The 12,605-nt window shown below is 69.1% G+C and carries 14 protein-coding genes; 8 read left to right on the top strand and 6 right to left on the bottom strand.

From position 1 onward, the window contains the following. The first annotated feature begins 27 nt into the window (after positions 1-27). Both HPY32_RS26580 and HPY32_RS44870 read left to right on the top strand, forming a co-directional pair. Positions 28-837 carry a LysR family transcriptional regulator gene (locus HPY32_RS26580; RefSeq protein ID WP_067576809.1) on the top strand — a complete coding sequence of 270 codons (810 nt, stop codon included), beginning with the start codon at positions 28-30 and terminating at the stop codon, positions 835-837. Further along, complete coding sequence (locus HPY32_RS44870) at positions 834-2,135, top strand: ATP-grasp domain-containing protein (protein WP_067576812.1); 1,302 nt, start codon at positions 834-836, stop codon at positions 2,133-2,135. The genes HPY32_RS26580 and HPY32_RS44870 overlap by 4 nt, the downstream gene beginning before the upstream one ends. Before the next feature lie 203 nt (positions 2,136-2,338). Here HPY32_RS44870 and HPY32_RS26590 read toward each other — a convergent pair whose 3' ends face one another. Continuing rightward, positions 2,339-3,394, bottom strand: a complete 1,056-nt coding sequence (locus HPY32_RS26590; protein WP_067576814.1) for a medium chain dehydrogenase/reductase family protein — start codon at positions 3,392-3,394, stop codon at positions 2,339-2,341. 107 nt (positions 3,395-3,501) lie between these two features. On the opposite strand from HPY32_RS26590, the gene HPY32_RS26595 reads away from it, so the two are divergent. Continuing rightward, positions 3,502-4,143, top strand: coding sequence for a TetR/AcrR family transcriptional regulator (locus tag HPY32_RS26595; RefSeq protein WP_067576816.1), 642 nt, complete (start codon positions 3,502-3,504; stop codon positions 4,141-4,143). Positions 4,144-4,160: 17 nt separating this feature from the next. Here the strand turns inward: HPY32_RS26595 and HPY32_RS26600 are convergent, their stop codons facing one another. The 3 genes from HPY32_RS26600 to HPY32_RS26610 are packed head-to-tail and all read right to left on the bottom strand — an operon-like array spanning position 4,161 to position 7,865. Beyond that, positions 4,161-6,275, bottom strand: a complete 2,115-nt coding sequence (locus tag HPY32_RS26600) for a S9 family peptidase (protein ID WP_067583991.1) — start codon at positions 6,273-6,275, stop codon at positions 4,161-4,163. A 31-nt stretch (positions 6,276-6,306) separates the two neighbouring features. Continuing rightward, the gene (ychF, locus tag HPY32_RS26605; protein ID WP_067576818.1) at positions 6,307-7,386 is read right to left on the bottom strand and encodes a redox-regulated ATPase YchF; all 1,080 of its coding nucleotides are present in this window, start codon (positions 7,384-7,386) and stop codon (positions 6,307-6,309) included. A 29-nt stretch (positions 7,387-7,415) separates the two neighbouring features. Then, complete coding sequence (locus tag HPY32_RS26610; protein ID WP_197696304.1) at positions 7,416-7,865, bottom strand: MerR family transcriptional regulator; 450 nt, start codon at positions 7,863-7,865, stop codon at positions 7,416-7,418. A gap of 76 nt (positions 7,866-7,941) precedes the next feature. On the opposite strand from HPY32_RS26610, the gene HPY32_RS26615 reads away from it, so the two are divergent. After that, positions 7,942-8,409: a MarR family winged helix-turn-helix transcriptional regulator gene (locus HPY32_RS26615; RefSeq protein WP_067576821.1), complete on the top strand. Its 468-nt coding sequence runs from the start codon at positions 7,942-7,944 to the stop codon at positions 8,407-8,409. A 76-nt stretch (positions 8,410-8,485) separates the two neighbouring features. Then, entirely contained in the window at positions 8,486-8,944 is a 459-nt protein-coding gene (locus HPY32_RS26620; protein WP_067576823.1) for a hypothetical protein, read from the top strand. Here the strand turns inward: HPY32_RS26620 and HPY32_RS26625 are convergent. Further along, positions 8,910-9,671 carry a respiratory nitrate reductase subunit gamma gene (locus HPY32_RS26625; protein ID WP_067576825.1) on the bottom strand — a complete coding sequence of 254 codons (762 nt, stop codon included), beginning with the start codon at positions 9,669-9,671 and terminating at the stop codon, positions 8,910-8,912. The two genes, HPY32_RS26620 and HPY32_RS26625, sit on opposite strands and share 35 nt — an antisense overlap. 175 nt (positions 9,672-9,846) lie before the next feature. Here HPY32_RS26625 and HPY32_RS26630 point away from each other — a divergent pair, with 175 nt between their 5' ends. Next, entirely contained in the window at positions 9,847-10,713 is an 867-nt protein-coding gene (locus HPY32_RS26630; protein WP_067576827.1) for an NmrA family NAD(P)-binding protein, read from the top strand. A gap of 310 nt (positions 10,714-11,023) precedes the next feature. Further along, the gene (locus tag HPY32_RS26635; RefSeq protein ID WP_067576829.1) at positions 11,024-11,689 is read left to right on the top strand and encodes a GNAT family N-acetyltransferase; all 666 of its coding nucleotides are present in this window, start codon (positions 11,024-11,026) and stop codon (positions 11,687-11,689) included. A 13-nt stretch (positions 11,690-11,702) separates the two neighbouring features. On the opposite strand, the gene HPY32_RS26640 is transcribed toward HPY32_RS26635, so the two are convergent. Then, a complete protein-coding gene (locus HPY32_RS26640; protein ID WP_067576831.1) occupies positions 11,703-11,924 on the bottom strand; it encodes a hypothetical protein in 222 nt (73 codons plus the stop codon). A gap of 150 nt (positions 11,925-12,074) precedes the next feature. On the opposite strand from HPY32_RS26640, the gene HPY32_RS26645 reads away from it, so the two are divergent. After that, entirely contained in the window at positions 12,075-12,596 is a 522-nt protein-coding gene (locus tag HPY32_RS26645; RefSeq protein ID WP_067576832.1) for a hypothetical protein, read from the top strand. Positions 12,597-12,605: the final 9 nt, after the last annotated feature.

Here is a 12,605-nt window from a genome sequence, read left to right on the forward strand (position 1 = left end):
CTCTGCGCCAATTGATACCCTGAGGGCATGGATCTGGATCTGCGCAAGCTCCGCTACTTCGTCACGGTGGCCGAGCGGCGGCACTTCGGCCGGGCGGCGGAGCAGCTCTATATCGCCCAGCCGGTGCTCAGCCGTCAGATCAGGGCCTTCGAACAGGAACTGGACTGCACCCTGTTCGTGCGGACCACCCGCAGCGTGGAGCTGACCGACGCGGGCAGGCAGCTCTACGCGGAGGCGCAGGGCATCCTCGCGGGCGTCGACGCGGTGGTGCGGCGCGTGCACGATGTCGATCGCGGCGTCCAGCGGCTCGTGATCGCCTTCTCGCCCGGATTGCATGTGTCGGAGGCGGTTCGGGCGTTCACCGCGCGTCATCCGGACGTCGAGACCGACCTCGTTCCCGCGCAGTGGTGGGAGCGGGACGCGCCGCTGCGCGACGGTCGAGCCCAGATCGGTTATCTGCGAAGGTCGTTCGACGAATCCGGGTTGCGTATCATCCCCATCGGCCACGAGCCCAAGGTCGCCTGCCTGCCCGCGTCACACCCGCTGGCGTCCCGGCGGCGGCTCAGCCGCGCCGATCTCGACGACGAGCAATTTCTCGAGAACTCGCTGCGGCGGAGGTCGTCGCTGGAGGAGAAGTTCGAGCTCATCGCCTCCGGGCACGGCATCGTCCTGGTCCCGCTGAGCGTGGTGCGGTCCTATTCCCGCCCCGACCTCGTCTACCTCCCCGTCACCGACGCTCCGGTGGTCGAGACCTGCCTCGCCGTCGCCGCCGACCGGCACGAGAAGCCGGTGCGCGACTTCCTCGAGATCGCCACCGCGACACTGCGGCGCTCGTGACCGCGGCGATTCTCTATCCGTGTGATCCGCTGCGTCCGCGGCGGGTCGACCCGCATTTCGCGGCCGAGGCGGATTCGGCGAGGGAACTCGGGTCCACGGTCGCGCTCGTCGACCATGATGCGTTGCTGGCCGGTGATGCCGAGGCTGCCGTGCGCATGGTTCCCGACGGGCTGGGGGCTGCCTGGTATCGGGGTTGGATGATCCCCTCGGAGCGGTACGTCGATTTCGAGGCGGCGGCCGCCGCGCGCCGGTGTCGTTTGTCGACATCGGCGGCGTCCTATCGGCTCGCACACGAATTGCCCGGCTGGTATTCGCATTTCGCCGCCCTCACCCCGGCCAGCGCATGGCTGGCCGCCGAACCCGGTGTGGTTCCCGGCATTTCGGAGCTGGCGGCGTCGGCCGCCGCGCTGGGCGGGGGCCCGGGAATCGTGAAGGACTACGTCAAGTCTCGCAAGCACGACTGGGAAGAGGCGTGTTTCGTTCCCGACCTCGCGGATATCGCGGCCTTGCATCGGATCGTGTCCCGTTTCGTCGAGTTGCAGCAGGAGTGGCTGGCGGGTGGGATCGTGCTGCGGAATTTCGAATCCTTCGAACCGATCGGGGAGGCTCGCATCTGGTGGGTGGACGGTCGGCCGGTGTTGATCGGCCCGCATCCGGACACACCCGATAAACACGTGCGGCCGGATCTGAGTGGACTGCCGGAAAGGGTTCGCGCCCTCGGGCCGGGCTCCCGTTTCGTCACCACCGATATCGCCCTCCGCGTCGACGGCGTGTGGCGGGTCGTGGAGGTCGGCGACGGGCAGGTATCCGACCTGCCCGCGGGCGCCGACCCACGACCACTTCTCGAGGCCCTGATAGCCGCGCGGTCAGCGGATGCGGTGGCGGCGGAATTCGAGGACGGTGGCAACCGCGTATCCGCCGCCACCGGCGATGGCGAGAATTCCGAAGAAGGCGGGTGTGCCGAAAAAGAGTGCGACGGTGGAGATCAGCGCGAGCCAGATGCCGACGGCGTAGTGCAGGACATTGCGGCGCGCGGCGCCTTCGGCGAGATATATCAGGCCGACGACGAGACCGGAACCGGCAGGCCAGAGTACGGCTTGCAGGCCGGGCGCGGCCAGCGTGGACGAGAGTCCGGTGATGGCCAGGAACAGGGCGGTGAAGCCCACGGCCCAGGACAGGCCGAGGAGTCGTCCGCTGAGGACATCCGATCTCCCGGCGCCGCGCTGGGCGCGCAGGGCGGCGACGGTGGCGCACACGGTGCCGATGGCGAACCCGATGCCGAGCAGGGTCACCGGTAGCCACCCGGGCAGGCCGACCAGCGGGCCGTCGCCTCGGGACAGCGCGGCGGCACCGTGCCCGAGGAGGTAGGCGAGTCCGAAGCTGATATAGGTGGCCCGGCTGTCGACATCACCGCCGCGGGTGACGGCGGGCGGGGCGAACACGGGGGCGAGTGCGGTGGTCATGACGTCTCCGAGATACGGGTGTGGATAGCGAGGTGGATTCATGACCGGGGCGCGTCCGGCACGATGACGACCTTTCCTGCGACAGTGCGCGATTCCGCCAGTGCCAGTGCCGAACTCGCCTCGGAGAGTGGGAATTCCGCGGCGATCCGCGGGGTCAGCACGCCGTCGGCCAGCAGCCGCAGCACCTGGGTGAGGTCCTCGCGCAGCCGGCGGCGGAAGGTGTCGAGGCGACGCTGCCCGCCCCAGAGGTTGTAGAACTGCGCACTCTTGCCGTTGGGCAGGTAATTCCACAGCATCAGCCGCGGAAACAGCTTCAGCACAGGCAGTTTCGCATTGCCGTCCACGTCTTTCGTTGCCGCACTGCCGTAGGAGACCAGCGTTCCGCCCCGCCGCAGCAGCCGCCACGACTCGACTATGGCGGCGCCGCCGACGTGGTCGAACACCGCGTCCACCCCGTCGGGCGCGAATTGCCTTATCTTGCGGTACATTTCGGGATCGCGATAGTCGACCGGGGTCACGCCCTGTGCGCGCAGGGCCGCGTGGTGTCGCGGGGCGGCGGTGCCGATCACCGTGATCCCGCTGTGGCGGGCCAGCTGCACGAGCGTGGAGCCGACGCCGCCGTTGGCGCCCAGCACCACGATCGTCCCGCCGGAGCGCACCCGGGCCTTCCCGTGCAGCAGCTGCCAGGCCGTGAGGCCGTTCACCACCACGGTCTCGGCGGCGGCCGGGGTCACGCCGTCGGGTACGGCCACCAGATCGGCGGCATCGAGCAGCAGGGCGCTGGCCCAGGCGCCGACCTTGGTGATCGCGGCGAACCGATGGCCGATCAGCGCGGCGTCCACGCCGGGGCCGGTCGCGATCACGGTGCCGACCACGTCGTAACCGGGGACGAACGGGAACGGCGGCTGGTCGAAGTACTTGCCGCGGCGCATCTGCTGCTCGGCGAACGAGACGCCCGTCGCCTCCATGCTCAGCACGACCTGGCCCGCGGCGGGCGCCGGGAGGTCGCGGGTGGTGACCCGAAGGCCGTCGGGCTCGACCTTGTCCGGCAGAACGATTTCGGTAACGGTGGTGGTGAGGGCGCTGTTTTTCATGAGGGCTCCGGCTCGAGGCGCTTGAGATAACGGATGTAAGGCTACGGCTGTAAGCTCACTCGGCGCAAGAGGTTACACATGTAAGTTTTGCGATGTAAGGTAACGCCATGGGAACCAATGAGCCCGCGACCCATGTCCGCGCGCGCAACCCCCGGGGGGAGGGTGCTCGACTGCGCGACGAGATCGTGGCGGCGGCCGTCGCCCTGCTCGACGAAACCGGTGAGGACAGTGCCATCACCCTGCGCTCCGTCGCCCGCCGCGCCGGGATCGCCGCACCGTCGATCTACCGCCACTTCCCCGACCAGCCCGCCATCATGCTGGCCGTGGTGCAGAACGCCTTCACCGAGTTGGACGACCAGTTGTGCGCCGCGCTACGCGCCGCGGACGAGGCGCCGCGGAGCCGACTGTTGGCCTTGTGCCACGGCTATCTGGATTTCGCCCGCGCCCGACCGGCGCGCTACCGCACCATGTTCGGCGGAGTGTGGCTGCCCGAACTGAACGAAACCTCCGTCACCAAGAGCGACATGGCCGCCCTCGGTCAGACGACCATGCGGCTGTTCGTCACGGCCCTCGAGGACTGTGTCGCCGCCGGTGACGCCGACAGCACCGACCCCGCGGCCGATGCGGTCGCGCTGTGGCTCGGACTGCACGGACTCGCCCACCAGCGAGCGGTTGCCCCCTCTTTCCCGTGGCCGCCGGATATCGCGGACCGTGTCATCAGCGCGCTCGCACACCTGACCGACACGTGAGTCGGAGGCACCGGCCGTTATCCGAGCGAGCGCCGCAGGAAGTCCAATTGGAGGTGGAGGAGGTTTTCGGCGACCGACTCCTGCGGGGTCATGTGGGTGATGCCGGACAGCGGCAGCACCTCGTGTGGGCGACCGGCGGCCAGTAGCGCCGAGGACAGTCGCAGGGAGTGGGCGACCACCACATTGTCGTCCGCGAAGCCGTGGATGATCATCATCGGTCGGTGTGGGTCGGCGGCGTCGACCAGGCCCGCGTCGTCGATCAGCGAGTTGCGCCGATAGATTTCCGGCCGCTCGTCGGGGTGGCCGAGATACCGCTCCTGGTAATGGGTGTCGTACAGGCGCAGATCGGTGACCGGGGCGCCCACCACGGCCGCGTGGAAGACGTCCGGGCGGCGCAGCACGGCGAGCGCCGCCAGATATCCGCCGAAGGACCAGCCGCGGATGGCGACCCGGTCCAGGTCGAGCGGAAAGTCCTCGGCGAGTGCGTGTATCGCGTGCACCTGATCCTCGAGGACGACCGCGGCGAGGTCGTCGCGGATGGCTTTCTCCCAGGCGGGGGAGCGCCCCGGGGTGCCGCGGCCGTCGGCGACCACGACCGCGAAACCCTGGTCGGCGAACCACTGCGAGATCAGGTGCGGATTGTGCGCGGCGAACACCCGCTGGCCGTGCGGGCCGCCGTAGGGATCCATGAGGACGGGCAACGGGGTCTTACCGTCGTGATCGCGGGGGAGTAGGACGGCGCACGGGATGCGGCGGGCGCCCGCCTCGGTGAGGGTCACCCTCGGGGACAGGCCGGGATCTTCCGCATACGAGGCGATCGTCGCCACCCGCGTTCCATCGCGAAGCACCCGCACCTCGGCGCCCGGCCGCTCGAGCGTGGTGGACACCAGCACGGTGACGCCCCCGGCGCGCACCGCCGTGTGCACGCCCGGCTCGCGCGAAATACGCTCCAGGCCAAGCTCATCGACGCGATAGACGTGCACCTCGCCGGTCTCGGGGGCGGCGGCCTCGACACCGGCCGACGCGGTGATCAGCACGTCGTCGTGCCCGGCGTCGAGCACGGCGCGCACGTGCAGCCGCGGGCCCGTCAGGGCGCGTTCACCGACCACGAGGACCCGTGCGTCACCCTCGTCGGCGATCCGGACGAGCCGTCCGGACCGGCTCCAACAGGGCGTGCCGGGGAACAGATCGAGCCACACCGGGTCCTCGTCGGCGTGCACGACCCGGGTCGAGCCGGTCTGCGGGGACACCGCCAGGGACAGCTGACTGCGCTGATCGCGCGCCTGGACGAGCAGCAGCGGAGCACCGGCTTGCGACCAATGCACATGCGCCACATACGGATAGCGCACCCGGTCCCAGACGACCTCCGTGCGTACCCCGTCCAGGCCGATCACGAACAGCCGCACGTCCGCATTGTCGGTGCCCGCCGCCGGATAGGCGACGCGCTGTGGATCACGTTCGGGCCGAGCCGGATCGGAGATCCACCAGCGCCGTACCGGCGCATTGTCCACGCACGCGACCAGCAGCCGCTGCGAGTCCGGCGACCACCAGAAACCCCGGGAGCGGCCCATTTCCTCGGCCGCGATGAACTCGGCCAGCCCATAGGTGATTTCGGCCGACTCCGGTTCGGCGAGCGCCCGCTCGTCCTTGCCCTCGGCGCTCACGACCCGCAGCGCGCCGTGCGCGACATAGGCGACGTGGCGGCCGTCGGGGGAAGGGCGCGGGTCGATCGCCGGTCCGGCGGTAGGAAGTTCGCGTGTCTCGCCGTCCCGCAGCCCGGCCACGAACAACCGGCCCGACAATGCGAAAGCCGCCAACTCCACGGCGTCGTCGGTGCCGTAGCCGACGATGCCGCCGCCACCCTCGCGGCTGCGTTCCCGGCGCGCAAGCTCTTCGGGCGGAAGGTCTTCGGCCGCGCCGTTCAGCAGCACCCGCGGGTCGGCCGCCACCCGCTCCTCGCCCCGCGCCACATCGAGGACCCACAGCGAACTCGCCGTGTCCGTACCGGACGTGGAGCGCAGGAACGCGACGCGCGCGCCGTCGGGCGCCACGGTGAAGGCACGCGGCGCACCGAGCGTGAACCGCTGGGTGCGAGCGCTCCGGCGGGGAAAGGAGTCGGACGTCGTCGACATGAACCCGACCATACCGGCCGTGCGCGGAAGTTCAGACGTTGAAACGGAATTCGACCACGTCGCCGTCGTGCATGACGTAGTCCTTCCCCTCCATCCGCACCTTTCCCGCCGACTTGGCGGCCGCCATCGATCCCGCCGCGATCAAGTCGTCGAAGGCGACGACCTCCGCCTTGATGAAGCCGCGTTCGAAGTCGGTGTGGATGACGCCCGCGGCCTTGGGGGCGGTGTCGCCCTGGTGGATGGTCCAGGCGCGGGATTCCTTGGGGCCTGCCGTGAGATAGGTCTGCAGGCCGAGGGTGTGGAAGCCGGCGCGGGCCAGGGCGTGCAGGCCGGGTTCGGACTGGCCGATGGATTCCAGGAGTTCGGCGGCGGACTCGGCGTCCAGCTCCAGCAGTTCGGCCTCCACCTTGGCGTCGAGGAAGACCGAATCCGCCGGGGCGACAGCGGCTTTCAGTTCGGCGACGCGGGCCTCGTCGGTCAGGACGGACTCGTCGGCGTTGAACACGTACAGGAACGGCTTGATGGTGAGCAGCGACAGCTCCCGCAGCAGGTCGGTGTCGAGCCGGTCGCGGACCGAGAACAGGGTGTTGCCCTCGTTCAGGGTGTCCTGGGCCGCCTTGGCCGCGTCGAAGGCGGGCTTGCGGTCCTTCTTGACCCGGGCCTCCTTCTCCAGGCGGGGGACGGCCTTCTCCAGGGTCTGCAGGTCGGCCAGGATCAGCTCGGTCTCGATGACCTCGATGTCGGCCAGCGGGTCGACGCGACCGTCGACATGGACCACGTCGTCGTCGGCGAAGACGCGGACCACCTGGCAGATGGCGTCGGCCTCACGGATATTGGCCAGGAACTTGTTGCCCAGGCCCGCGCCCTCGGACGCGCCCTTCACGATGCCCGCGATATCGACGAACGACACCGTGGCGGGCACGATGCGCTCGGAGGAGAAGATCTCGGCGAGCCGCTCCAGCCTCGGATCCGGCAGCGGCACCACACCGACGTTCGGCTCGATGGTGGCGAACGGGTAGTTCGCCGCGAGCACGTCGTTCTTGGTCAGCGCATTGAAAAGCGTCGACTTTCCGACATTGGGCAGGCCGACGATTCCGAGGGTGAGACTCACGAGTGGAGAAGTCTACCGTCGACCGCGGACTACCTCGGGTCCAGGTCGCGCGGCACCACCTTGCTGCCGGTCATGCGCAGGGCGATGACTTCCCGCATGAACGCGCACGCTCCGGCCGGTTCCGGGCTGGGGCACACCAGCAGATGCTGCAAATGAGCCTTGCCCTCGGCCAATCGGCGCTGCTGTTCCTCGATGGCGTGGATGCGGTCGGCGATGATGTCGCGCCACGCCCCGGTCCGATCGGTCAGCATGCGGGCGATGTCGTCGAGGCTGATCTGCCCCAGCTCCTGCCAGAGTTGGATCAGCGCAATGCGATACATCTGTTCGGGGTCGTAGTGCCGCACGCCGCCGCGGCGGGCGCTGGCCCGGATCAGCCCGCGCTCCTCCCAGTACCGCAGCGTCGGCACGGTCAGCCCGAAACGCCGCGCCGCCTGACCGATCGCGACCAGTTCGGTCGAATTCTCTGCGCCGGAAACCACAACTATTGTTTATAGCCGGGCGAGCGGGGCTGTGGGGACGCCAGGAATCGGGTCGTCCCGGTGCGAGACTGGCGGGGTGAGCACCGATGACATCCGGCCCGACCCGCCCGTCGCCAGCGCCTCGATCCTCGCCCTGACCGTGGCCCGCCGGGTCGAGGCCGAGCTCGCGGCGGCGCTGGCGCCGCTGGATCTGACCGTCGGTCGGCTGGGGTTGCTGGGGCATATCTCCGGGGTGCCGGGGGCGTCGTTCAGCAAGCTGGCACGGATGTCCGGGACCAGCGTGCAGAGCGTGCACACGTCGGTGAAGAACCTGGTCGCGGCCGGTTTGGTGCGTGACCGCACGGCCCGCGCCGGGTCGGCGTCGACGATCGAGCTGACGCCCGCCGGTATGCGGTTGCTGGAGTCCGCGAAGGCGGTGGTGGCCGAGGTGGACGAGCGATTGTTCGGGCCCGGGGCCGATCCGATTCAGCGCGAGATCGGCGCGGCGCTGCTGGCCGCGTTCGCCGCCTGGCCGCCGGGGGACCGCCCGGAGGCCGAGGTGTGAGGTCGGCCATAACCTTCAATCTGATTGAAGGTGGGTGTTAGGCTTCAGCCGTCCTGAAGGTTGGAGGAAGCCGCCCATGCGCCACCTGCTGCTCTCGATCCATGTCGTCGCGGCCATCGTGTTCATCGGTGGTTCGGCCGTCGCCACCAGTCTGTTTCCCCGCTACGCCCCGGTGGCCGCCGGGCCGGGGCCCGATGACGGTGTCTGCGAACGCAATCCGGCCGTCGCGGCGGCGCTGCACCGGATCACCGGCCGCTACGCCGTGGCCGGACTGATCGTGCCCGTCGTCGGCATGATCCTGGCCGCCGTGCAGGGCCGGATGGGCGAAATCTGGATCACCCTCGCGATCGCCCTGACCGGTATCGCCGCCGGAATCATCGGCACGGTCATCCATCCGATGCAGCGCGAGGCCCTGCGCACCCCCGACGACGGCCGCCGCCTGCGCACGATGGGCATGCTCGCCGGAATCTACAACCTGCTCTGGCTGATCGTGGTGGTACTCATGATCGTCCGCCCGGGCGCGCACCAGCTGTAAGACTGAAATCCATTGCCGCCGAGGTGATTTCCTCTTCCCGAGCAGCGTCGTCGACGCCATCGTCGCCCATGCGGCGGACGATCCGCGCCGCGGGGAGGTTCCTGCGCCGGTCGAGTGCGCGGATGACCGGGCCCACGAACGTGCCGCCCAGCCGGGTGTAGGGCCAGATCGCCAGCAGCAGCATGAGGGTCAGCGCGCGGATCTGATACGGCAGCGGCGTGTGCACCATCGTGTCCGGCAGCGGGTGGAGCGTGATCAGCGAGCGGAACCACGCGAAAATCATTGCGGCGGAGTGATACTCGGTATCATCGGGGTCTGGATCGAAGCCGACGGCGGCGCTCGACAGCGCGGTCGCGGTCAGCATCGGGAGGGTGAACCGGTCCACCGGGCTGACGGTCGCGCGCGGGCCACCGGCGACGAGCGACGGGCCGAACAGCATGAGCGCACCGAGAATCGTCATCGGCACCGCGACCACCTTGACGGCGAAGGTCGCGGTGTAGATGGCGCCGGGAGGGTCGGGTTTCGACGTTAATGCGATGGTGAGCCGGGACAGTAGGACCAGGGCGATCCCTAGTCGGAACGCCATCGCGCCCAAGCGTTCCGATCGGTCGGTTTCTGCGTCGGGATCGGTGGCCTGAAAGCGGTCGCGCCGGTAACGCCAGAGGTGTCCTGTGGCGAACGAGAGAAAAGAACTGTACGGCAAGATGATCCACAGCAGGCACTTCATGGGTGGTTCACTTCCACTTCAACTACGCGTCCCAACCCTTACAGATAGTTCAACGATCAACAAGGGCTTCGAGGGGTTGAGAATTATTGCTAGAAAACGGGGCGCTCGTTCCGTATCTTGAAGGCTAAGCGGGGTAATCACTCCGCTTGGCCTTGGGAGAGAAGAGGACAGGCGCATGGACCAGGTCGTTTTCGTCACCGGCGGCACCGGGCAGCAGGGTGGGGCGGTGGCCGCCCGCCTGCTCGCGGACGGGTGGAAGGTGCGGGCGCTGACGCGGAATCCGGACGGCGAGAAGGCTCGGGCGCTCGCGGCCGCGGGCGCCGAACTGGTGGTGGGCGGGCTCGAGGACGACGCCGTGCTCGCGCGCGCCATCGACGGCGCCTACGGCGTGTACAGCGTGCATCCCGGCCCGCTCGCGCCGGATCAGGACGAGGTGCGGGCCGGTCGGACGATCACCGACGCCGCCGTGAAATACGGTGTGGCCCATCTGGTGTACAGCTCCGGGATCGGCGCCGACCGCGGCAGCGGGCAGGAGGCCAAGTGGACGATTGAGCAGTACATCGCCGCCTCGGGAATCTCCGCGACCATCCTGCGGCCCAGCTCGTTCATGGAGAACCTGCACGTCCACTCCGCGATCGTCGGCATACGCGACGGCGCGCTGCGCACCCCGGTGGCCCCGCACATGCGGCAGCAGTTCGTCGCGCTCGCCGATATCGGGGCCTTCGCCGCCCTCGCGCTGGCCGATCCGCAGCGATTCCGCGGTCGCACACTCGATCTCGTCGGCGACGCGGTGACGCCGCCGGAGGCCGCCGCGGCGATCGGCGCCGCCCTCGGCCGCGAGGTGCCCTACGTCCAGACGCCCATCGAGGAGGTGCGCCGCATCAACGAGCGCTTCGCGCGCGGCTACGAGCGGCTCAACGAGGGCGGCAGCGAACCCCTCGTCGGCATCGACGAATTGCGCGCCCTGCATCCGGGCCTGCTGACCTTCGAGGCCTGGCTCGCGCGGACGGGTGCGGAGCTGCTTCGACCCGCGTTCGGGTAGGGCCGTCGGCGCCGATATGCCGGAATAAACATTCACCAAATGCCATAAGTTTGCCGGGAGTGAAAGCGGCCGGTGCGGGGCGAATGCCGCTGCGGCGGGCGGGATTTGCGACCCGCCGGGCGACACGCGAGATGTGCTGCGGAATTTACATCGCACGTACACCGCCGACGGGGCGTGTTCCATTATCGTTCATCTCATTGTCCGATGCTGCTGCTGGCGCGCCAGGGCTGGTTCGTCGATCCGGGGCGTTGTGACCGGGGAGGCCGCTGCCCGAAGCGAGCCGGAGACCGTCCCGAAAGATCGAGGGAACGTGCCTGCACCCGTTACTCTCACCGGCCGTCTGGTGCGGCTGGAACCCCTGGCACCGCACCACATTCCGGGTCTCGCCGCGGCGAGTTCCGGCGACGGTGACGCGTACGCGTTCACTCCCGTGCCGCAGGGGCCGGAACAGGCCGCCGACTATGTCGCGCAGGCCGTGGCCGGCCATACCGCCGGCACCGCATTGGCATTCGCGATCGTCGGCGCCGCCGACGATCGCGTGCTCGGGTCGACCAGATTCACCAGATTCGACTACTGGCAGGGTCCGGTGGTCTGGCCGATCGTGCACGGCCTGCCCATGGGCGATCCGCTGCTGGCGATTCCGGATGCCGCCGAGATCGGCAACACCTGGCTGTCGCCGCACGCGCGCGGCTCGGGCATCAACCTGGAATCGAAGCTGCTGTTGTTACGGCACGCCTTCGAGGGCTGGCGGGTGCGGCGTATCGCCCTGCGCGCCGACGTGCGAAACTTGCGCTCCCGCATGGCGATCGAGCGCCTCGGGGCCACCAGCGACGGGGTGCGGCGGGCGCATTCGCGCGGGCTGGACGGGGAGGTGCGCAGTACGGCGTTCTATTCGATTCTCGACGAGGAGTGGCCGACGGTGCGTGCCACGATCGAGCGGGAGCTCGCGGCCAGCGGGCGGTTGTTGAACGCGTAGCCGAGCGCTCCGGTCAGTTCTTGACCGGAGTGTTGTTCGGGTAGCGTCGGCTGCGCATGCAGACCCGCTGTCCGCTCTTGCGGACCACGTGGCCGCCGGTGCGGGCGCACTCGTTGGCTCTGATCGACGACTGGTTGCCGCGAATCGGTGTGGCGTGAGCGGGTGCGGTCAGGATCGGCCCGGTAATGCCGAGTGCGGTTGCGACGAGGACAGCGATCATGCGCGAGATGTTCATATCCGGCCTCCGATAACCGAGCGTGGGTGTTCGAGGTCGAGACCACCAGCCTAACCTGCGTCTTCAACCGTTCGGTACCGGGTGTGCGGCCGCCCGTGGGCTTCTATACTTGTGCCCATATCGGTCGGTCCGCATTCCCGAGGAGACCGCATGTCCGAGCCGTTGCACGCCAGGATCTGCCTGACCGCCTCGTGCTATCCCGGGCCCGTGGTGAGCCTGTTCCTCGTCCCCGAGCCCGGAGTGCGGGGTGCGAACATGTTGCATCTGCTGGAGCAGGCGCCCGTCGGCGAGACCCCGCGCCGAGACCCGGAACTCATCGGCACGCTGGAGTCGCGCACGCTGCCCGGCGTGCGGGCCCGCATGGTCGTCGGCACGGAGGAGCCCGATCAGGCGGGACTGCGCACCATCTTCCACGACCACTACATCCACTACATCGGTGACGGCCCACAGGGTCTGGACACCGGCGATCGGGCCGAGATGATCCGGCTGGCGCTGCTGCCGGAGCACCCGATCGGCCAGCGGCGCATCGATGACTTCGAGGAGGCGGCCGTGCGGCGGGCGATGCTCGCCGTGTACCGGTATTTCGGTGTGGATCAACGCATTCCGCTGATGTACCACGGCTATGCCGACCCCGCGGGTGGCTGGCTGGCCGTGCGCACCGCCGTGGCCTGAGGCCGAATT

The organism is Nocardia terpenica (genome assembly GCF_013186535.1).
Classification (GTDB): Bacteria; Actinomycetota; Actinomycetes; order Mycobacteriales; family Mycobacteriaceae; genus Nocardia; species Nocardia terpenica.